Origin of the sequence: Massilia psychrophila, assembly GCF_002760665.1 — a bacterium.
Classification (GTDB): domain Bacteria; phylum Pseudomonadota; class Gammaproteobacteria; order Burkholderiales; family Burkholderiaceae_D; genus JAFCUW01.
Genome location: NZ_PDOB01000001.1, coordinates 213,442 through 234,622 on the forward strand (window position 1 = coordinate 213,442; position 21,181 = coordinate 234,622).

A 21,181-nucleotide genomic window follows, 5' to 3' on the forward strand; every position below is an offset into this window, starting at 1 on the left:
ACCAGCGGGGAGACACAGCATGAGAATCGCGAACGATGTCACTGAGTTGATCGGCAATACCCCGCTGGTGCGGATCCGCAACCTGGCCAAGGGCGCGCCGGCCGAAATCGTCGCCAAGCTGGAATTTTACAATCCGGCCCACAGCGTCAAGGACCGCATCGGCCTTTCGATGATCGAGGCGGCGGAGGCGGCTGGCCGGATTGGGCCCGACACCGTCATCGTCGAGCCCACCAGCGGCAACACCGGCATCGCGCTGGCGATGGTGTGCGCGGCGCGCGGCTACCGCTGCACCCTAGTGATGCCCGACACCATGAGCACCGAGCGGCGCACCTTGCTGCGCGCTTACGGCGCCGAGCTGATCCTCACGCCAGGTTCGGAAGGCATGCTGGGCGCCATCCGCAGGGCCGAGGAACTGGTCGCGGCCAACCCGCTCTGGTTCATGCCGCAGCAATTCAACAACGCCGCCAACCCCGAAGTCCACCGCCGCACCACCGCCGAAGAGATCTGGCGCGACACCGACGGCAAGGCCGACATTTTGGTCGCCGGCATCGGCACCGGCGGCACCATCACCGGCGTGGGCGAAGTGATGAAATCGCGCAAACCCGGCTTCCAGGTCATCGCTGTCGAGCCGGAAGCGTCGCCGATCCTTTCCAAAGGGACCAAGGGGGCACACCCGCTGCAGGGTATCGGCGCCGGTTTTTTGCCGGCCGTGCTGAACACCAAAATCTACGATGAAATCATCGGCGTCAAGAACGACGACGCTTTCGCGGTTGCCAGAGCGGCGGCGCGCGAAGAAGGTTTATTGGTCGGGATCTCCTCGGGCGCGGCCTTGTGGGCGGCGATCCAGGTCGCGCGCCGGCCGGAGAACGCCGGCAAGCTGATCGTCACGATCATCCCGTCGTTCGGCGAACGCTACCTCAGCACCGCGCTGTACGCCAATCTCGCCAATTAATGTGCCTCGCTGTGCAGCGAGCAGCCGTGGCTGGTGGTGCCCTGTTCGATCTGCAAGGTGCAATGGTGGATCGAGAACTCGTTCTTCAGCCTGGCGACGATGTCGTCGATCTGCTGGTCGCCCGGATAGCCTTGCGGCATCACCAGGTGGGCGGTGAGGGCGGTTTCGGTGGTGCTCATCGCCCAGATATGCAGGTCGTGGGTTTCCGATACGCCGGGCCGGTCTTCGAGGAACTGCCTGACCTGTTGCGGGTCGACATTGGCCGGCACTGCCGCCAGCACCAGGCGCAGCGATTCCTTCAGCAGCGACCAGGTCGTCAGCACGATCAGCGCTACGATCACCAGGCTGACCGCCGGGTCGAGCCAGTTCCAGCCGGTGACCATGATGGCGACGCCGGCCATCACCACGCCAAGCGAAATGGCGGCGTCGGCCGCCATGTGCTGGTAGGCCGCACGCACGTTCATGTCGTCCTTGCTGCCGGCCATGAACAGCCAAGCCGACAGGCCGTTGACCGCCACCCCGACCAGCGCCACCATCGATACCGTCCAGCCGGCCACCGGGCTCGGGTTGCTGAAGCGGTGCACCGCTTCCCAGCCGATCGCCCCGCACGCCATCATCAACAGCAGCGCGTTGAACAGCGCCGCCAGGATCGACGAGCTGCGCAGGCCGTACGTGAAGCGCCGGTTCGGCGCGGTCTTGGACAGCACCGCCGCGCCCCATGCCAGCGCCAGGCCGAGCACGTCGGACAGGTTGTGGCCGGCGTCCGCCATCAGCGCGGTCGAGTTGGCAACAAAGCCGTAGCCGAATTCGATCGCCACGAAAACGGTATTGAGGCCAATCGCCAGCGCAAAGGCGCGCTGGTTGCCGTTCGGATCGACCGGGTGGTGGTGGTGGCCATGGCCGCCGTGGCCATGATCATGGGCGTGATCGTGCTTCGCCTTCGTCGGGGCGTGCGCATGGCCATGGTCGCCGTGCGGGCGCGGCTCGTGGTCGTGGTCGTGGTTCATGATTGAATCTTCCGTGTCTGTGTCATGGTTTTTGCATGTCGGCCTGGATCGCATTGCGCGTTTTGGCGTCGAGTTTCTGGACGATTTTTTCCAGCTTCCCGGCGTTGCGCAGCGCCGCCGACTGCGCTTCGCTCAGCTCGCTCGCCTGGATCACCGGCGCCGGTGCCGGCTTGAAGAACAGCGCCTGGCCCATCAAGACCAGCAGCGCCCCCAGCACCGCCGCGGCGCCGGCGATGACGATGATCCGCTTCTCCAGTTGGGATGATGCGCTCGCCGCCGGCTGCGGTGCCAGGGAGCCGGCGTGGTAGCCCAAGCCGCCATCGTGCAGCCGGCCGGCCAGTTCGCGCGTTGCATTGTCGAGCAGGGCGACGTGGCGTTCGACCGCCTCGGCCAGCACCGCTTCGTTGAGTGCCACCAGCGCGAAGACCGGGTCGTCGACGTCGATGCGGACACCGGTTTTCTCGAACACGAGGGTGCGCAGTTTTTGCTGGTCCATGGCCGCTACCACGCCACTTTATCGAGTTGTTCGAACAGGTCGCGGAACACCACCTTGATGCGCTGCTTTTCCATCACGTTGAACTTGTCGCTGGCGCGCACCTCGTCGACCGTCATGCGGGCGATGTTCATCTTCTTGATATCGGCGCCGAAGGTGTCAACATTGCGCTGCGCGAGCACCACGCGCCCGCATACCCGTTCGGCGTTTTCAAGGTAGGTGTGCGACTCGGTAAACACTTTGCCGCTGGCCGATTGCAGCAGGCCGAAATGCTCGTTCTGCCACAGCACCAGCGGCACCCGGGTCGATTTGGCGGTCGAGACGAAGCCCATCGCGGTGTCGTGCAAGGTGTCGCCACCGCCGACGATGGTGTGGATGTAGACCTTGCGCCCGGACTCCTGCAGCAGGTCGAAGCAGTCGTTCTCGAGCAGGTAGCCCATCAGGGGCGAAAACGTGTTGGCGCCATTGTCGACGACGCAGTTGCCGTCTTCCTCGAGCAGGTCGATCATCAAGGCGTCGAAGCGTTTCGGGTCGATGTTGCGGGTGTCCGTCATCACCGGCACGTGCTGGACGCTCAACGCCTTGTAGCGCGAGAACGTGGCGTTTTCCTGGTCAGTATCGTAGCAGCGCAAAGGCTGCTCGTCTTTGACGGCGAGCCACTGGGCCAGGATGGTCGACACCAGCGTTTTGCCGATACCGCCTTTGCCCTGCAAGATGAAGTGAACCGTGTTGTGCATCGAATGCTCCAGATGTTAATGTGATTGCGGGCGGCGCGTCAATGACAGCGGTCGCTGCCGCGGTCCGGCCCGGCCGCGCCGCCGCCCGCCACCGGCAGGAACTGCCAGGCGTAGCCATCGTCGCCGAGCACCAGCTTGAGTATCCCGTTGTGGTTGCTGTCGCGCGCTTCGCTGTTGGCCCGCGTACGCAGGAAGGGCGTCGGGAAGGCGCCGCCGGTGCCGACGACAAACTGGCGCATGCCGCGCTCGGCGTCGCGCCGGCCGCTAGCATTTTGCGGCGCAAACCGCTCGTACAGGTGATCGTGGCGGGACAGGACGATCTCGGCGCCGGCCTCGTAGAGCACCTGCCACGCATCCTTCATGCGGGTGTCGTTGCCTTTCATTCCGGAACTATACAGCGGGTGGTGCCAGTAGGCGAGCGTGCAGCGCGCCGGGTGGCGCGCCAGTTCGCCGCGCAGCCACGCAATTTGCGCCGCGTGGGCGTTTGCTGCGAGGTTGCTGTTGAGCGAATAGAGCCGCCATGCGCCCAATTGCACGCTGTAGTAGCCCGGCCCGGCGGCGGCGCCGAAATAGCCGAAGTAGCCGGCCGCGCCCGGCGTCGCGTATTCGTGGTTGCCCGGCGTCGGGTAGGTGCGGTCCTTGAACTTGCCCCAGGTCGGGCCGTAGCAGTTGGTGAATTCTGCCGGCGCGCCGACCGGATAGGTCAAGTCGCCCAGCGCCAGCACCGCGGCCCCCGGGTCAAGCGCCAGGCCGGCTTCGATCAGCGCCGCGGTGGCGGCGGCGCCCGACCAGGCCGCATCAAGGTGTACGCAACGCGCGATGTCGCCGGCGGCGTATACGGTAGTGGCGGCAGGGGCGGCCGCAATCGCTGGCGCCGGCAGGCCGGCGGCGAGCAGAAGCAGCGAGGGGAGGGCCAGCAGGGTAGGTGCGATCGGCGCGGGCAAGGCTTACTCGATGGTTTCAATAAAGAGCAGCAGGCCGGCAAGCGCGTACATGCTTGCCTGCGCGCGCACCGCGGCGCGGTCGCCGCCGAATACCAGTTGCTCGGTGCGGGTGGCGCCGGCGCGGCTCCAGGCGAAGCAGACAGTGCCGACCGGTTTGCCCGGCATCGCGCCGCCAGGCCCGGCGATGCCGGTAATCGACAGCGCGACGTGCGCCGCGCTATTGGCCAGCGCGCCTTGCGCCATCGCCGCCGCCACTTCCTCGCTGACGGCGCCGCATTGCACGATCAGCGCCGCCGGCACGCCGAGCAGTTCCGCCTTCGAGGCGTTCGAATAGGTGACGAAACCGCGCTCGAACCACGCGCTCGAACCAGCAATGCCGGTGACCGCCTGCGCCACGCCGCCGCCGGTGCACGATTCGGCGGTGCACAGCAGCAGTGTCCTGGCATGCAGCGCCTGGCCGACGCGCGCCGCAATATCATCAATATTGTTATCAATCCTGTCGTTCGTCACGTCGTACTCCCTTCAGCCGATGCCAGCGACTTTACCATGCGCGCCAGTGTTCTAGAGTCAGGCGCTGGCGAAGTGGTCGAAGCCAGCCGCCGACAGCGCCAGCGGCCGGCCGTCGGCATCGACAAAGCGCAGGCCGGGCGCCTGCTCGATAACGCCGACACGGGTGACCAGGGTGGCGCAGCCGGCAGCGGCCTCCACGATAGCGGCGCGATGGCGCGGCGCGGCGGTAAAACACAATTCGTAGTCGTCGCCGCCGGCGGCGCTAAATTGGCGCCGCAGCGAACGGCTCTGCGAGGCCAGCGCGGGGCCGGCCGGCAGGGCGTCGGCGTCGAGCGTGGCGCCGACGTTCGAGGCGGCCAAAATGTGTCCCAGGTCGCCGGCCAGCCCGTCTGAAATATCCAGCGCGGCGTGGGCCAGGCCGCCACACGCCAGCGCGCGGCCAAGCGCCACGCGCGGCGCCGGCATGTGCATGCGCGGCGCGGCCTGCTCCAGGGTGGCGCGATGAAACACTAATTCGCCTTGCAGGCAGGCCAGCGCCAGCCTCGCGTCGCCCAGCGTGCCCGAGATCCAGACGTCGTCGCCGGCCAACGCGCGATCGCGCCGTAACGCCTGGCCGGGCGCCAGTTCGCCGAAGATGGTGATGCAGATGGTGAGCGGGCCGCGGGTCGTGTCGCCGCCGATCAGTTCGCAGTCGAATTGGTCGGCCAAATCGAACAGGCCGCGCGAAAAACCCGCCAGCCAGTCCCGGTCGGCCGCCGGCAGCGCCAGGGCAAGCGTAAAAGCGATGGGTTTTGCGCCCATTGCCGCCAAGTCGGACAGGTTCACCGCGAGGCTCTTGTGGCCCAGCATGCAAGCGTCGGCGCCGGCAAAAAAATGGCGGCCTTCGACCAGCATGTCGGACGAAATCGCCATCTGCATGCCGGGCGAGGGCGTCAGCAGCGCGCAGTCGTCGCCGATGCCAAGGGTCGCGCGGGGGGCGCCTGCGCGCGCGCCGCGTACAAAGTACTGCTTGATGAGGTCAAATTCTGAGAGCATGTGCAATTTTACATGCCCTCGAGCCCGACCCCGGCCGATGCGCGACTGCGTGCTCAGTTTTCGAGCAAGCTGCGCAGCATCCACGCATATTTTTCGTGCATTTGCATGCGCTGGGTGAGAAGGTCGCAGGTCGGCTGATCGTTCACTTTTTCAGCGGTCAAGAACAATGCCCTGGCAGTTCGCACGACGGTTGCCTGTCCTGCCACCAGGTCGCGAATCATCTCCGCTGCATTCGGGTTCCCAACGGTCGGCGGGATCGACGTCAGCGCGGCGAATTGCGCGTACGACCCGGGAGCGAGCTCGCCCAGCGCGCGGATGCGCTCGGCGATCAGGTCCACGGAAGTCCATTGTTCGTTGTACTGGGTCTCGAACATGAGGTGCAAGGTTTGAAACATCGGCCCCGTCACGTTCCAGTGGTAATGGTGGGTTTTCAGGTAGAGGGAGTAACTGTCCGCCAGCAGTTTGGACAGGCCTTCGACGATCTGCTTGCGATCATCGTCTGCAATTCCCATATCGACCATTTTGTTTCCATTGTTCGGGCTGTTCATCGTTTAATCCTCATTAGTCAATCAGCTTGTGGTTTGCTCGGGCCGACAAGGCTGCCCGAGCAACCGGCGCAGCCTTGTCTCATTTTGTCATGTCGCCCAATCGTATCAGGTTCTCGAAAATGGCAGGGAATCCTTGGCGGTTTTACCTGCCGGCTATTTTATTTGTGCAGCGACAGGCCGAAGCCGCGCATCACGCCTTCTTCGTCGATACAGCGCGAGAGCGTGCGCTCGCCGTCGGCCGCGCTGATCCATTTGCCACGGCTGCCCTGCGGCGGCGGCGCCAGCTTGCAACTGGGCGTCTCGACCAGTACCGCGTCGTCCTTCGGTTCGATCGGCGCCACCGCCAGAGACCATCGTCAGCGGGGTGGTCTTGTCGAGCTTGCGAAATTGGCGGGCGACACCGTAGGCGGCCATGCCGGAGCCGATGATTACAACCGGAAGTGTCGCCGTCATGATTACAGATCCACCATCTCGACGTCGGCCTTGGCGACGCCGCAGTCCGGGCACGACCAGTCGGCCGGGATGTCGTCCCACCGGGTGTCGGCGGCGATGCCTTCGGCCGGCATGCCGGCGCTTTCGTCATAGATGAAACCGCAAACGATGCATTGGTAAGTTTTCATGGTGAACAGCGTGCGTTCAATGCGGCCCAACTCGCGCAGCGCGAGCGATGCGGTCACGGTGCCATGCTTGATCGACGACGCCAGGCGCAGGATATCGTCCCAATGCGCGCGCACATGCTTGAGGTTCAGCTATCGCCCTGACGCCGGAGCCGATCCTCGCCGCGATCGTTATCCATGCGGTCAGCCACACCCTTCACCCTGCTGTTTTTCGGCCCTCTTTTTTGCTGCACAGGGACAGGCTGATTAGTGTCGCTGCGGTCTTCGCAGTGTTGCTCTTCGGCGTACTGGACGGCTTGCTGGGAGCGATTGCAGTCAGCCTGATCATGCTCTTACGGCGTTTGTCAGAGTCATCCGTCACCATCCTTGGTCGGCTCGGCGACAGTCATGATTTCGTCAGCGAGGCGGCCCATCCGCAAGCGCAGCCGGTCAGCGGTATCCTGATCCTACGTCCCGATTCCGGCCTTTTTTTGCCAATGCCGACCGAATTTTGGCGCAAGCACAGCTTCACGTTACCGCCGCGCCGGGCAGCCATCCCGGATTTGACGGACGCTGCTTTCGGTGACCTGAGTGTGGATGATGCTGTGCGTTTGGCCCGACAAACATGATTTGGGTTCCGTCGTGTTGGTTAGACCGCCGGCCCGCCGATCATGCAGACAGCGACGCCCGCATATCGGGCGTAGTTCAAAAAGGGCGAGTTTGGCAGTATCGCCCAACCACAACAATCCGCACGTCGCGTGTTGCCCGAAGATTCAATTAATAAATGCAATCGATGCATGAAAAACGATAGCGCAATTTAATCGATTAATAAAATCAATTATTTCTATATAATCGATAGTTTTTCGTGTTTTAGTGTGCTTGAATTTCCAATAATAGGGGGCTGGGCGGGCTTCGTGAAAATACGTAGCTTATTGAAAGAATCAGTCTGATAAAATCGACAGTTCCCGACAGTAAAACAGGAAGGCTGCACAGCATGGACTCATCATCTGAGAAAAAAGAAGAACTGCGTCAACAACTTCGCGTTGCAGCGCTCGAATACCACCAGTTTCCCCGCCCTGGCAAGATCAGCATTGCACCAACCAAACAGGTGTTGAACCAGCGCGACCTAGCCCTGGCGTACACGCCGGGCGTGGCCGCTCCTTGCGAAGAAATCTTGGCCGACCCGGCCAACTCCTATAAATATACCGCGCGCGGCAACCTGGTTGCCGTGATCACCAACGGCACCGCCGTGCTCGGTCTGGGCAATATCGGCCCGCTGGCGGCCAAGCCGGTAATGGAAGGCAAGGGCGTACTGTTCAAAAAATTTGCCGGCATCGACGTCTTCGACATCGAGATCAACGAGTCCGATCCGGACAAGCTGGTCGACATCATTGCCTCGCTCGAGCCTACTTTTGGGGGCATCAACCTCGAGGACATCAAAGCGCCGGAATGCTTCTACATCGAACGCCAGCTGCGCAAGCGCATGAAAATTCCGGTTTTCCATGACGACCAGCACGGCACCGCGATCATTGTCGGCGCGGCGATTATCAACGGCGTCAAGGTGTGCGGCAAGCAGCTCAAAAGTTGCAAGATGGTGGTGTCGGGCGCCGGCGCGGCTGCGCTGGCCTGCCTCGAGCTGCTGGTCGACCTTGGCTTTCCGATCGAGAACATCACCGTCACCGACCTGGCCGGCGTGGTCTACAAGGGCCGTGTCGAACTGATGGACGAGGACAAGGCGCGCTTTGCCCAGGAGACAGTGCACCGCACCCTGGCCGACGTCATTCCCGGCGCCGACATCTTCCTCGGCCTGTCGGCCGGCGGCGTGCTGAAACCGGCGATGGTGGCAGCGATGGCGGCCAGGCCGCTGATCCTTGCGCTGGCCAACCCGACCCCGGAAATCTTGCCGGAAGAAGTCTTGCTGGTGCGCAGCGACGCCGTTATGGCAACCGGCCGTTCGGACTATCCGAACCAGGTCAACAACGTGCTGTGCTTTCCGTATATTTTCCGCGGCGCCCTCGATTGCGGCGCCACCACCATCACGCGCGACATGGAAATTGCGGTGGTGCACGCCATCGCCGACCTGGCCCACGCCGAACAGTCCGACATCGTCGCCACCACCTACGGCATCAAGAACCTGTCGTTCGGCCCGGAATACCTGATCCCGATGCCGTTCGACCCGCGTTTGCTGACGCACATCGCGCCGGCAGTGGCGCGCGCGGCCGAGATTTCCGGCGTGGCGACGCGGCCGATCGCCGATCTGCACGCCTATGCCCAGAGCCTGCAGCAGTTCGTCTACCGCAGCGGCACCTTCATGAAGCCGCTGTTCCAGGTGGCCAAGAACACGCCGCCGGCAATGAAGCGCATCGTCTACGCCGAAGGTGAAGAAGAGCGCGTGCTGCGCGCGGTGCAGGTCGTCATCGACGAAAACCTGGCGCGCCCGATTTTGGTCGGCCGCCCGGCAGTGCTCGCGCAGCGCATCGAGAAATTCGGCCTGCGCCTGAAGATCGGCGAGCACTTCGATGTCATCAATCCGGACTTCGACGAGCGCTACCGCGACTACTGGCAGACGTATTACGAGATGGGCAGCCGCAAGGGCGTTACGCAAGACTGGGCGAAGCTGGAAATGCGGCGCCGCCACAGCCTGATCGGGGCGATGATGATCCACAAGGGCGATGCCGACGGCATGATCTGCGGCACCTTCGGCACCACCTGGCTGCACCTGCACTATATCGACCAGGTGCTGGGCAAGCGCGCCGGCGCGAACGTGTATGCGGCAATGAACATCCTGATCCTGCCGGATCGCCAGCTGGCGATGGTCGACACCCACGTCAACGACAACCCGAACGCCGAGCAGTTGGCCGAGATCACCATCATGGCGGCCGAGGAAATGACCCGCTTCGGCATCCTGCCGCGCGCGGCGCTGCTGTCGCATTCGAATTTCGGCTCGGCCAACACTGAATCGGCCAAGAAAATGCGCGCGGCGCTGGCACTAATCCAGCAAAAGGCGCCCAACCTCGAGGTCGACGGCGAGATGCACGGCGACGCCGCGCTCGACTCGAAGCTGCGCGCCCAGACGATGCCGAACTCGACGCTCAAGGGTGACGCCAACCTGCTGGTAATGCCCGACATCGATTCGGCCAACATCGCTTACAACCTGCTGAAAACGGCAGCCGGCAGCGGTGTGGCCATCGGCCCCATCCTGCTCGGCTGCGCCAAGCCGGTGCATATCCTGACGCCATCGGCCACCGTGCGCCGTATCGTCAACATGACTGCGCTGTGCGTGGTCGACGCTGTCTCCCAGCGGTAATTCTGCCACTTCGGCCGGACAGTGAAACCTGGCCGAAGTTCCTCCTATATTGCGTAACAATTGGTAAGCGCGCGCCGTGCGGTACGGCTTTGACGCGATAATAATTACCTTATTGTATATATTGTATATATTGCACTTATTTCTCAATCGCAATATTCACTGATAGCGGCTCTGTTACAATGCCGCTTGTCAGAAAGAACACTTGTTTCGACAATTTGTCACCACCGATCACACCATAAACATGCAAACAAGAAAAAAAGCCCTGGTCACCGGCATCACCGGCCAGGATGGCGCCTATCTCGCGCAATTGCTTTTGGAAAAAGGTTACGCCGTCACGGGTACCTATCGCCGTTCGAGCTCGGTTAATTTCTGGCGCATCGAAGAGCTGGCGATCGAGGCGCATCCGAACCTGACGCTGGTCGAATACGACCTGACGGACCTGTCGTCGGGCATCCGGCTGATGGAGTCCGCCGACCCTGACGAAGTCTATAATTTGGCTGCCCAAAGTTTCGTCGGCGTGTCGTTCGAGCAGCCGGTCGCCACCGGCACCATCACCGGCCTGGGTGCGGTCAACCTGCTCGAATCGATCCGCATCGTCAAGCCGTCGGCGCGGTTTTACCAGGCCTCGACGTCCGAGATGTTCGGCAAGGTGCAGTCGATCCCGCAGGTCGAGGAAACGCCGTTCTACCCGCGCAGCCCGTACGGCGCGGCCAAGCTGTATGCGCACTGGATGACGGTCAACTACCGTGAGTCGTACGGCATTTTCGCCGCCAGCGGCATCCTGTTCAACCACGAGTCGCCGCTGCGCGGGCGCGAGTTCGTCACCCGCAAGATCACCGACTCGGTCGCCAAGATCGTGCTCGGCAAACTCGACGTTCTCGAACTGGGCAACCTCGATGCCAAGCGCGACTGGGGTTACGCCAAGGAATACGTCGACGGCATGTGGCGCATGCTTCAGGTCGACGTTCCCGACACCTTTGTACTTGCCACCAACCGCACCGAAAGCGTGCGCGACTTCGTTACGATGGCGTTCAAGGGCGCCGGTGTTGGCATCGAATGGAGCGGCGCGGGCGAAAGCGAAACCGGTCATTGCAGCCGCAGCGGCAAGCTGCTGGTGCGGGTGAGCCCGAAGTTCTATCGCCCGGCCGAAGTCGAACTGCTGATCGGCGACGCGTCCAAGGCCCGGCGCGTGCTGGGCTGGGCGCCCGATACCACGCTCGAGCAACTGTGCGCGATGATGGTCGAGGCCGACATGCGCCGCAACAAAATCGGCGTTTCGTTCTGATATGAGCGCGCCTGGTATCGTTTCCGGTGTGGCGCCTGTCGGACAGGCCGAAGGTCAGGGCAAGCGTGCCCTCATCACCGGCCTGCGCGGCTTCACCGGCTATTACATGGCGCGCGAACTGGCCGCGGCCGGCTACCGCGTGTTCGGCACCGTGCTGCCGGGCGAGGCGCGCGGACCGGACATCTTCGAAGTCGACCTGTGCGAACGCGCCGCCGTGGCCACCGCCATCGAACAGGTGCAGCCTGACGTCGTCGTGCACCTGGCCGGCATTGCCTTTGTCGCCCACGCCGACGCTGCGCTGATGTACCGCGTCAACGTCGTCGGCACCCGCAACCTGCTCGAAGCGCTGGCCGGCGCGTCGCGCAAGGCGTCGGCGGTGCTGCTGGCGTCGTCGGCGAACATCTACGGCAACGCCGACGTCGCGTGCATCGACGAGAGCGTCGTGCCGGCGCCGGCCAATGACTATGCGGTGTCGAAGCTGGCGATGGAATACATGGCGCGGTTGTGGATGGATAGACTGCCGGTCATCCTCGCGCGGCCCTTCAATTACAGCGGCCGCGGCCAGGCCGAAAATTTTCTCATCGCAAAAATCGTTTCCCATTTCCGCCGCGGTGCACGCAAGATCGAACTGGGCAACCTGGCCATCGCGCGCGATTTTTCCGATGTCCGGGTGGTCGCCAGCACCTACCGCCGGCTGCTGGCGGCCGGTCCTGCCGCCGCCGGCGAAGCCTTCAACATCTGCTCGGGCCAGTCGCACGCGATCGCCGATGTGATCGGCATGGCCGAGCACATCGCCGGCTACCATATCGATGTGTCCGTCAACCCGGCCTTTGTGCGCGCCAACGATGTGTTGACACTGGCCGGCAACAACGACAAGCTGGCGCGGGCCATCGGCCCGCTTGAACCGATCCCGCTGGCCGACACACTGCGTTGGATGTTCGAGGCGTGAGCGGGCTGCGCGTCGGCCTGGGCACCAACATGATCGAACCGGGCCTGACCGGCGGGCGGCTGGACGGCATCGGCGTCTACACCGATGCCATGCTGCGCTACCTGCCCGGCGCCGGCTGCACAGTGACCGCTTACGCGTGGCCGCGCCTGCGCGGCGGTGCGTTGGGCGACATCAGCGTCGGCCAGCCGATGCCGCAGTCGTTCGAGGCAGCTTCGCTGCGCGACCTGCTCACACCGCGCGCCAACCGCGTGCACATGCCGGCCGATATCTATCACGCCACCGACTACCGCATTGTGCGGATGGATTGCCCGCAGGTCGCGACCTTGCACGATGCGCTGCCGATCAGCCATCCCGAGTGGTGCAGGCCTGGCCTGCGCGGCGTGAAAAACTGGCTGCAGCGCAAGGCCGCGCACAAGGCCGATCACGTGATCGCGATGTCGCATTTCGCGATCGACGAACTGGTGTCTTGTTTCGGTATCGACCCGAACCGCATCAGCGTGGTGCCGAACGGCGTCGACGACGCCTGGCTGCAAGTGCCCGACACCGACGCGGTGGCGGCGACCTTGCGCGCCAATGGTTTACGCGCCGGCTACTTCCTGTTCGTCGGCACGCTGCAGCCGCGCAAGAACGTCGAACGCCTGCTGGCCGCCTATCTGCAGCTGCCGGCCGCGATGCGGGCCGAACGCCAGCTGGTGATCGTCGGCGCCGCCGGCTGGCTTTGCTCCGAACTGCTGCGCCGGCTGGCCGCGGCAAGCGAAAACGGCGAGCAGGTGGTGTGGCTCAATACGCTGACAAGCGGCGCCGCGCTGCGCCATGTGTACGCGGGCGCCGGCGTGTTCGTGTTTGCGTCCCTGTACGAAGGCTTCGGCATCCCGGTGGCGGAGGCGTTCGCCGCCGGCGTGCCGGTGGTGGCGTCGAACACCAGCTCGCTGCCGGAAGTAACGCAGGGCGCCGCGCTCGAGGTCGATCCGCTCGACGTCGGCGCGATCGGCGCGGCCATGCTGGCGCTGGCGCGCGACGAGGGCCTGCGCGCGCGCTGCATCGCCGCCGGCCGCATGCGCGCCGCCAAATTGACGTGGCAGGAATCGGCACGCCGCACCACCGCCGTGTACCATACGCTGTTATCCAGTTAAGCACCGGCTGCGTGCCGCCCAAACCGATCTTATGCGCGTCCTTCACTTCTACAAAGACTATTTCCCCGATTCGATCGGCGGCGTCGAGCAGGTCATCCGCCAGATGTGCGTCGGCACCGGCCGGCTGGGCGTGACCAACGAAGTGCTGACCTTAACGCGTGGCAAAGACCTGGGCCCGATCGACTTCGAGGGCCATACCGTGCGCCGCGTGCCGCTCGACATCAACATCGCCTCGAACGGCATTTCGTTCGCCGCCTTCGGCGAATTGAAACGCCGCGCCGCTGCCTGCGACGTGGTGCACTACCATTTCCCATGGCCGTTCATGGACCTGGCCCATTTCGTCGCCGGCGTCGACAAGCCGACCTTGGTGACCTACCACTCCGATATCGTGCGCCAGAAAATGCTGCTGCGGCTGTACAAGCCGCTCAAGCACCGGTTCTTGCAAAACGTCGACACCATCGTCGCCACCTCGCCCAATTACCTGGCGTCGTCGGCGGTGCTGGACCGCTACCGCGCCAAGACGCGCACCATCACGTACGGCCTCGACAAGAGCATTTACCCGCTGCCGGAACCGGCGCGGCTCGACAAGTGGCGCGCTTGCGCCGGCGACAAATTCTTCCTGTTCGTCGGCGTGCTGCGCTATTACAAGGGCTTGCATATCCTGCTCGACGCCGTCGCCAGCAACAATTACCCGGTCGTCATCGTCGGCGCCGGGCCGATCGAGCAGGAACTCAAGGCGCATGCCGCGCGGCTTGGCCTGCACAACGTGATGTTCGTCGGCGCGCTCGACGAAGCCGACAAGGTCGCGCTGCTGACGCTGTGCTACGCGGTGGCGTTTCCATCGCACCTGCGCTCGGAAGCCTTCGGCATTTCGCTGCTGGAAGGCGCGATGTACGGCAAGCCGATGATTTCGAGCGAAATCGGCACCGGTACGTCGTACATCAACGTCGACCAGGAAACCGGGCTGGTGGTGCCGCCGAGCGACCCACAAGCGTTCGCCGAAGCCATGCGCACCTTGTGGGACGATCCCGCGCTGGCGCGGGCGATGGGCGAGCGGGCCGAGTCGCGCTATCGCCAACTGTTTACTGCTGAGGCGATGGCTTCCAGCTACAACGCGCTATACCACGAACTGGTGGCGCGCCGTACCCTGGTCCGCACCGAGGGCGCGCAGGCCGTTTGAGTTCATGCTGATTGGCACTTGCTCTCCCCAACTGGTATGCTCGGTGCATAGTGCCAGGTGGCCGTGCCTGGCGGCACGCTGGAAAGCACCGAATGATTTTGAACAAAGCATCTGTCGCGGCGCTGCTTGCCGCTTTCTGCGCGTGGGCGTGTGCCTCGGAAACGCCGCGGCTGCGGCTGATGACCGAAAGTTCGCCGCCGCTCAGCATGCTCGAAAATGGCCAGGTGATCGGCAGCGGTACCGACAAAGTCGTCGAAATCATGGCCCGCACTGGCACCGCTTACGCGATCGACCTGTTGCCGTGGCGCCGAGCGTACGCTCTCGCCCAGCAAGAACCCAATGCTTGCCTGTATTCCACCACCCGCACGCCGGAGCGGGAGCCGCTGTTTAAATGGGTCGGCCCGACCGATGACGCGGAATGGGTGCTGCTGGGCCGCGCCGACCGCAACTACAGTCTGCACACGCTGGAAGACGCGCGCGCGTTGCGCATCGGCACCTACAACGGCGACGTGCGCGACGAATACCTGCGCGCGCGCGGCTTTCGTGTCGACTCCGCCCCCAACGACATGATCAATTCGCGCAAGCTGCTGCTGGGCCGCATCGACGTCTGGGCATCGGCACTCCGCCGTGACAGCAGTTTGCCGACGCGTAACGGCTGGGGGAAGAAGATCGTCCCGGTGCTGTCGTTCAAGCGGGTCGGCGTCTTCCTCGCCTGCAACCTCGCGGTTCCCACCGAACTGATCGACAAGATGAACGCCGCCGTCGACGCCATGCGGCGCGACGGCACTGTCAAGCGCATCGACCGCAAGTATGAAAAATGGGTCGACGACAAGCAGACCGGACAATGAGTGCGCCGATGCGACACTTCGATGCGGCCGCCACCCGCCACGCTCTGCCGTTCGACGCGCTGATCGGCGCGATCGAGGCCATGTTCGTGGCCGGCTGCGAAGTGCCGCCCCGGCATGTTCACGCGATCGACAATCAACCCGGTGGAGAACTAACACCAGGCACAGTGCTGATCATGCCGGCGTGGCAGGAGCGCTACATGGGCATCAAGACCGTCAATATATTCCCCGGCAACGCAGCGCGCGGCATGCCGGCGCTGTTCTCGACCTATATCCTGTACGACGCCGCCACCGGCGAGCCGCTGGCCCAGATCGACGGCAACGAGATCACCGCGCGCCGCACTGCGGCCGCCTCCGCGCTGGCGGCGCGCTATCTTGCTCCCCCGGGGGCCGCCAGCCTGCTGGTGGTCGGCAGCGGCCGCGTCGCCAGCCTCTTGCCGTATGCCTATCGGCAGGTGCTTTCGCTCCAGGAAGTCATCGTGTGGAGCCGCAACCCCAACAGTGCGATGAAGCTGGCGGCACAATTGTGCGCCGACGGCTTTGACGCCCGTGCCAGCATCGATCTCGACGCGGCGGCGCGGGGCGCCGACATCGTCGCCTGCGCCACGCTCGCCACTGAACCGATTATTCGCGGCGAGTGGCTGCGCCCCGGCAGCCATCTCGACCTGATCGGCAGTTTTACGCCGCGCATGCGTGAAGCCGACGACGCCTGCTTCGCCGGCGCGCGCCTGTTCGTCGACACCCTCGAGGCCCTGCAAAAGTCGGGCGACCTGCTTCATCCGATAGCGCGCGGCGTGTTCGCTCCCAGCGACATCGGCGGCACGCTCGAGGCGCTGTGCCGCGGCCAGGCCAAGGGCCGGCGTGGCAACGAGCGCACTGTGTTTAAATCGGTCGGCACCGCGCTGGAGGATCTGGCGGCGGCGATGCTGGTGCTTGAGAACTCGGGCGGCAAAAAAAAAGACACGAACCCTTGAAATCCAGGGGTTTATGTCTCTTCGTGTTGGTTTGCGAAATGTAAGCTGGTCAGAGCCGGAATCGATAAACCTCTTGAAACCGCCATGGATGCTAGGTTTGTTGATGATCGATCGGAGGAGTGCCCCTAAAAATGCCCCTAAACAAATATTCTCCTCAACAGTGGTATGGCTCGGCGCAATCCCAGTTATTAAATCACGTTACCTTCGCTGCTTTCTTTGCTGTGCGTGGCCGTTTCGCGGCGTTCGCAGCTGTACCCGCGTTCACGGCCTGTGGGTGGTCGGCTGCTACTGATTGAAGACCAATCCGACTTACACCAACCAAGATCGGTGGGAAGGGGCAAACCACCATCAGCTGCAGCAAAGGTAGCGCCCATCTGAAATTCCACGATTGTGGACCAGTACCCCCCTCTGTTATTCCAGCGTGCTTGATGAGCATCTCGCATATTTCCTGAAGTGTAAATATGTTCGGCGCCTTATCCATGTTTCGTCATTCCTACAGGTAGAAGCGTTGCTTCGCGGGTGGAGAAGAAAGATGTCTCAATTAGCATATTTGTCATGATCTTATGCTGGGCGTTAGGGGCCGGCAGTACGACCTCCCATCTATCTGGGCTGACCACTTTGAAGGGAAGAATCGTCTGAAGAGTTTTGCGTACGCAGGAGCACGGGAACGGTGTCGCTGCAACGGGGCGCCCGGACGACTCTGCCATATACGCTGGCCGTATGCGTGCTGCTTGGTGCTGCTTGATGCTGTCGCACTGGAATGGCACGGCGACCATGCCGTCGAGATCGCCACTGGATGCGTCGAGATTAACGTGACGTTCGGCGAAGCACGCGCCAATCCGGGCTTGGCAAAGCCACGGCGATGGTCTGCGGCCGCGAATGCACGCACCACACCAACAATTCCGCCGCTGTACTTGATCGTGGCGCCGGCAGCACAGTGTTACTGGAGCACGCCCGCTGGCTTACCAAGGATGAAGCGCCCTTCTCCGGCACCATCGCCTTGGGTGCAAGGAGCTTCCGTTTTTGCCCGTGTAAAGCTGACATCAGAAGGTTTGTCATTTCTCAATAAAGGCGTCGAGTCCGTCGATAGAATCAGTCTTGTTGCAAGGCAAAATCTTGCAGCATGTTATGGATTTATATTCGGGAAGGCGCATGAGCGAGATGGAAGCACGCATTTGTGACTCTCTTCAGAACACCAGCCGGTACACGTCTCTCTATCGATTGAGACAAAAACCAGCGCCCTTTCGCAATCAGCGAGGAGGAATTGCCGTAATAACCGCCATAATGATTATTGGGCTGGTTGGCATTTGCGGCTTGGCGTTAGATCTGGGGCTCATCTATAACCGAAAAGTCGAACTGCGCAATGTAGCGAACGCCGCAGCGCTGGGCGCCGCGAAGAAGCTCAATGGAACTCCCAGCGGTATCAATGCTGCAGTGGCCGCTGCCGCAAGTGCCGTAGCGGCCTTGAAATACCAGTATGACACTACCGCTTTCAGCTGGTCTGACTCTGCAATCAAGTTCAGCACGTCCCCCGACCCGCAGGGTGCCTGGGTAGACGCTGGAACAGCCGCTGCAACGCCAGGGCGATTCTATTATGTCAGGGTCAGGACAGATCAACTACCGGATGCCGGCAATGTCCGCACCTTACTCATGGGCGTGGTGTCGCCTGATTTCGTGACAGTGACCGTGGCCAGCGAGGCGACAGCCGGACGGGCTACAATCGACGCTGCTCCCTTGGCCGTTTGCGCCATGTCAAACACGCCGAACTCGTCGCGCGCCAACCCACCAGGGCCCCCTGAACTGGTCCAATATGGCTTCCGGCGCGGGGTCAGTTACGACCTCAACAACCTTGCGCCTACGGGGGTAGCACCAGTATTGCGGGCAAACTTCCTCGTGAATCCACTTGCGCAGCCCGGCACTCCTGGCTCCGCGGCGGATGTGCAACCGGCGTCAGTCGGACCATACGTCTGCACTGGAACGCTAGGTATTCCACGCATCACAGGCGATACCATTGCAGTTGTTCCGGCGTTTCCGCTCGCATCCTTGTACAAGCAGCTCAACTCTCGTTTTGATCAGTATGCAGATGGTCTTTGCAACTTCCACGCCGCCCCTCCCGACGTGAACGTCAAGTCGTATTTCTCTTCGGCCATACCCTGGATGACCATTCCCCCATCGCCAACAAGTCAGCAGACCGCATTGTGTAACGGGGGCGCCGCGGACGTGACATGCACGGCGCCGGGCCGCACGAAGCTGCAAACAATTGCCGACTTGCCCGCTCCCGGCGGTCCTGCTGCCCAATATGGCCCTGTGTGGGCGTACGCCAAAGCCGTGCCGTTTACAACATACTCCCCCGGCGTTCCAGAGCCTTTGCCAAACGGTTACACGACGTTTACAACGGCCTCCTGGTCAAACTTGTATGGAGGCCAGACATCCGCGGGATATCCGGGAGGCTCGTCGACGCCGTACAAGGCACTCACCGGCGTAAATTTTTCTGCCCCGAGCGCGGCGCACAGGCCCGGCGCGAAAGGCCGGCGCGTCCTGAATGTGCCACTACTCGACTGTGCACCAATGCCGAGCAACAGTGCAACTGTCCTAGCGATCGGAAAGTTTTTCATGACAGTTCCGGCCACTGCCAACACCCTGGCCGCTGAGTTTGCAGGAGCGGTCCCCGTCGATAGCATTGGAGGCAAGGTGGAGCTCTTCCCATGAACAATCACGTATTGAAAAATGCTTGGAACCAGCGTGGGGTGGCAGCAGTCGAGTTTGCGATCGTCCTACCAGTACTTATGCTTGTGATAGCGTTCACCTTGTTTTTCGGACGCATACTTTGGCACTACACAGTCGCTCAAAAGGCGGCGCATGATGCCGTCATCATGTTGGCGAATGCGACGACCCTGGAGATAGCGACGAGTAGGCCGGACGGTGAGGACGTCGGGATCGCCACCTTGGCGAAAGCGGTAGCTGTAGAGGAAATTGCTGAGCTAAATCCCGGGATGGTGGCACCTCGCGTTGAAGTCTACTGCGACAGCTTAGCGTGTATCGGTGGGGGTGTACCCACCCAGGTCAGGGTAGTAGTGAGGATGAAGATGTCGGACATTTTTCTCGGCGGGTTCTCCGATCAGGTTGGGGGTAATGAAGGTGTGTGGATACGTGCGGACGTCAGGATGCCTTATGTCGGCAACTAAACGCCCAATAGGCAATTCGTGCAGGCGCAAGCGGCTTCAGCGGGGCGCTGCCGCAGTCGAGTTTGCCCTGGTAATCGTTGCTTTCTTCATAGTAGTGTTTGGCGTAATTGAATTGGCTCGTCTCATGTTTCTATTTAATACGCTTCAAGAGGTAACTCGCAGGGCAGCGACTGCAGCTTCAAATACGGATTTCACCAACGCCGGCAAATTAAATAACGTCCGACAATCCGCTATTTTCCGCAGCTCAGCAGGTGGACTGGTGCTGATGAAGGAACTGACTGACGAATCGATACGGATCGATTACTTGTGGGTGCGCCGCGAGACCGATGGCGCTCTGACAATGATGCCGATCCAGGCGGGCGCTCTCCCGTCCAGCCCAGCCGCCAACCGAAGAGGATGCCTGGTTGATCCCAACAGCGAATCATGCATTCGAATTGTGCGGGCACGGGTGTGTCAATCTGGCATTTCACCCAATTGTGAACCTATGCAATTCCAGGGTATTGTTCCCTTACTCAATTTTTCAATGCCGTTGACCATAGCGACGACCTTAGCGAAGGCCGAATCGCTTGGGATCTCATCGAATGCGACTCCGTGACCGGCGGTACCTACAATGTCGTACGCTGCGCGCGGGCGTAGCAGCAGGCGAAAGCAAAACCGGCCTTGCCATGAAGTTCGGCGCGGCGGCACGATCATTCGCCAGCCGAGCGCTGCGTGGCATGCAAAATGCCAATGCGCTGGTTGCCTAGCCAGTCGGGACTAGGGGTTGAATCGAATACCATGATGATGCTGATGCTGATGCAGATGCCGAGTCGTTGAGCAGCAAATATTATTTGCCGCGGGGTTGGCAAGGCCGAATAGATTTATTTGGCCTTGCCATGCAAATGGATGACTTCAGCCCCCGCCCTCAACGTGCCCAAATAGTCCGACCAACGCTGCATCATATTTCGCCGCGCTGGCAGGTGCGCTGTCCGGTTGTAGGCGCGGCCGTTCGGGTCTTTAACAGCGTGGGCCAGTTGGTGCTCGATCAGGTCAATGCGCTCGTCCAGTACCTCGTCCATGATCGTGCGTGCCATCGCCCGGAAACCATGCCCAGTCATTACTTCCTTGGGGTAGCCCATACTGCGCAGCGCCACGTTAATAGTGTTATCGCTCATGCAGCGCGCGTCAGTCCGAACGCTGGGGAACACATATTTGGTGTGGCCAGAAATGGCCTGGATGCCGCGCAGTAGTTCCAATGCCTGCGTGGACAGCGGCACGAGGTGATCACGCTTCATCTTCATTTTCCTGGCGGGGATATTCCACTCTGCCTTGTCCCAGTCAATTTCCACCCACTTCATGGACCGAAGTTCACCAGGGCGCTGGAATAGCATAGGTGCGAGCTTGAGGGCGGCTGTGGCGTAGGGGTGGCCGGTGTAGACATAAATTGCGCGCAGCAGCTCGGCAACCTGCTTCGGGTCGGTAATGGCGGCATAGTGCGCTTCCGGCACGGCGGCTAGCGCAT

Annotated in this window: 22 protein-coding genes and 2 pseudogenes; 13 read left to right on the plus strand and 11 right to left on the minus strand. The window is 62.3% G+C overall.

All coding sequences use genetic code 11. From position 1 onward, the window contains the following. Nucleotides 1-19 precede the first annotated feature (19 nt). Entirely contained in the window at nt 20-952 is a 933-nt protein-coding gene (gene cysK / locus CR103_RS01000; protein ID WP_099914137.1) for a cysteine synthase A, read from the plus strand. Here the strand turns inward: cysK and CR103_RS01005 are convergent. The 10 genes and pseudogenes from CR103_RS01005 to CR103_RS22375 form a co-directional block, all read right to left on the minus strand. After that, nucleotides 949-1,959: a cation diffusion facilitator family transporter gene (locus CR103_RS01005; protein WP_099914138.1), complete on the minus strand. Its 1,011-nt coding sequence runs from the start codon at nt 1,957-1,959 to the stop codon at nt 949-951. The genes cysK and CR103_RS01005 overlap by 4 nt on opposite strands. A 22-nt stretch (nt 1,960-1,981) precedes the next feature. Continuing rightward, nucleotides 1,982-2,455 (minus strand): hypothetical protein, encoded by a 474-nt coding sequence (locus CR103_RS01010; RefSeq protein ID WP_099914139.1) that lies wholly within the window; start codon nt 2,453-2,455, stop codon nt 1,982-1,984. A 5-nt stretch (nt 2,456-2,460) separates the two neighbouring features. Continuing rightward, complete coding sequence (locus CR103_RS01015; RefSeq protein ID WP_099914140.1) at nt 2,461-3,189, minus strand: P-loop NTPase family protein; 729 nt, start codon at nt 3,187-3,189, stop codon at nt 2,461-2,463. A gap of 38 nt (nt 3,190-3,227) precedes the next feature. Then, nucleotides 3,228-4,133 carry a metallophosphoesterase family protein gene (locus CR103_RS01020; protein ID WP_099914141.1) on the minus strand — a complete coding sequence of 302 codons (906 nt, stop codon included), beginning with the start codon at nt 4,131-4,133 and terminating at the stop codon, nt 3,228-3,230. Between the two features lie 3 nt (nt 4,134-4,136). Continuing rightward, nucleotides 4,137-4,628 (minus strand): CinA family protein, encoded by a 492-nt coding sequence (locus CR103_RS01025; protein WP_099914311.1) that lies wholly within the window; start codon nt 4,626-4,628, stop codon nt 4,137-4,139. 72 nt (nt 4,629-4,700) lie between these two features. Then, on the minus strand, nt 4,701-5,678 hold the full coding sequence (thiL, locus tag CR103_RS01030) for a thiamine-phosphate kinase (RefSeq protein WP_099914142.1): 978 nt from the start codon (nt 5,676-5,678) through the stop codon (nt 4,701-4,703). A gap of 53 nt (nt 5,679-5,731) precedes the next feature. Beyond that, nucleotides 5,732-6,199: a Dps family protein gene (locus tag CR103_RS01035; RefSeq protein ID WP_218968433.1), complete on the minus strand. Its 468-nt coding sequence runs from the start codon at nt 6,197-6,199 to the stop codon at nt 5,732-5,734. Between the two features lie 185 nt (nt 6,200-6,384). Then, nucleotides 6,385-6,567: a hypothetical protein gene (locus CR103_RS22370; protein ID WP_180279233.1), complete on the minus strand. Its 183-nt coding sequence runs from the start codon at nt 6,565-6,567 to the stop codon at nt 6,385-6,387. Between the two features lie 114 nt (nt 6,568-6,681). Continuing rightward, a complete protein-coding gene (locus CR103_RS21905) occupies nt 6,682-6,846 on the minus strand; it encodes a rubredoxin (protein WP_143752491.1) in 165 nt (54 codons plus the stop codon). Continuing rightward, nucleotides 6,826-6,975: pseudogene (locus tag CR103_RS22375) on the minus strand (Tn3 family transposase); the annotation flags it as partial. The gene CR103_RS21905 and the pseudogene CR103_RS22375, both read right to left, overlap by 21 nt. 2 nt (nt 6,976-6,977) lie before the next feature. Between CR103_RS22375 and CR103_RS22380 the strand changes: the two are divergent. The 12 genes and pseudogenes from CR103_RS22380 to CR103_RS01100 all read left to right on the plus strand — a co-directional run. Beyond that, nucleotides 6,978-7,378, plus strand: a pseudogene (locus CR103_RS22380) (SulP family inorganic anion transporter); the annotation flags it as partial. 438 nt (nt 7,379-7,816) lie between these two features. Beyond that, entirely contained in the window at nt 7,817-10,129 is a 2,313-nt protein-coding gene (locus CR103_RS01055; protein WP_099914146.1) for an NADP-dependent malic enzyme, read from the plus strand. 241 nt (nt 10,130-10,370) lie between these two features. Next, nucleotides 10,371-11,414, plus strand: coding sequence for a GDP-mannose 4,6-dehydratase (gene gmd / locus CR103_RS01060; RefSeq protein WP_099914147.1), 1,044 nt, complete (start codon nt 10,371-10,373; stop codon nt 11,412-11,414). A gap of 1 nt (nt 11,415) precedes the next feature. Continuing rightward, nucleotides 11,416-12,363, plus strand: coding sequence for a GDP-mannose 4,6-dehydratase (locus tag CR103_RS01065; protein WP_099914148.1), 948 nt, complete (start codon nt 11,416-11,418; stop codon nt 12,361-12,363). After that, nucleotides 12,360-13,496, plus strand: coding sequence for a glycosyltransferase family 4 protein (locus CR103_RS01070; RefSeq protein WP_307719654.1), 1,137 nt, complete (start codon nt 12,360-12,362; stop codon nt 13,494-13,496). The genes CR103_RS01065 and CR103_RS01070 overlap by 4 nt, the downstream gene beginning before the upstream one ends. 31 nt (nt 13,497-13,527) lie before the next feature. Then, complete coding sequence (locus tag CR103_RS01075; protein WP_099914149.1) at nt 13,528-14,676, plus strand: glycosyltransferase family 4 protein; 1,149 nt, start codon at nt 13,528-13,530, stop codon at nt 14,674-14,676. A 92-nt stretch (nt 14,677-14,768) separates the two neighbouring features. Beyond that, nucleotides 14,769-15,524 carry a substrate-binding periplasmic protein gene (locus CR103_RS01080; protein WP_099914150.1) on the plus strand — a complete coding sequence of 252 codons (756 nt, stop codon included), beginning with the start codon at nt 14,769-14,771 and terminating at the stop codon, nt 15,522-15,524. Between the two features lie 8 nt (nt 15,525-15,532). After that, on the plus strand, nt 15,533-16,495 hold the full coding sequence (gene lhpI / locus CR103_RS01085) for a bifunctional Delta(1)-pyrroline-2-carboxylate/Delta(1)-piperideine-2-carboxylate reductase (protein WP_099914313.1): 963 nt from the start codon (nt 15,533-15,535) through the stop codon (nt 16,493-16,495). Nucleotides 16,496-17,226: 731 nt separating this feature from the next. Next, nucleotides 17,227-17,676: a hypothetical protein gene (locus CR103_RS21910; RefSeq protein ID WP_143752489.1), complete on the plus strand. Its 450-nt coding sequence runs from the start codon at nt 17,227-17,229 to the stop codon at nt 17,674-17,676. Further along, the gene (locus CR103_RS01090) at nt 17,648-19,204 is read left to right on the plus strand and encodes a pilus assembly protein TadG-related protein (protein WP_229442585.1); all 1,557 of its coding nucleotides are present in this window, start codon (nt 17,648-17,650) and stop codon (nt 19,202-19,204) included. Before CR103_RS21910 ends, CR103_RS01090 begins: the two co-directional genes overlap by 29 nt. Next, nucleotides 19,201-19,680, plus strand: a complete 480-nt coding sequence (locus tag CR103_RS01095; protein ID WP_099914151.1) for a TadE/TadG family type IV pilus assembly protein — start codon at nt 19,201-19,203, stop codon at nt 19,678-19,680. Before CR103_RS01090 ends, CR103_RS01095 begins: the two co-directional genes overlap by 4 nt. Then, a complete protein-coding gene (locus CR103_RS01100) occupies nt 19,667-20,275 on the plus strand; it encodes a TadE/TadG family type IV pilus assembly protein (RefSeq protein WP_099914152.1) in 609 nt (202 codons plus the stop codon). Before CR103_RS01095 ends, CR103_RS01100 begins: the two co-directional genes overlap by 14 nt. A 265-nt stretch (nt 20,276-20,540) precedes the next feature. On the opposite strand, the gene CR103_RS23130 is transcribed toward CR103_RS01100, so the two are convergent. After that, nucleotides 20,541-21,167, minus strand: a complete 627-nt coding sequence (locus CR103_RS23130; RefSeq protein WP_229442587.1) for a tyrosine-type recombinase/integrase — start codon at nt 21,165-21,167, stop codon at nt 20,541-20,543. Between the last annotated feature and the right edge of the window lie 14 nt (nt 21,168-21,181).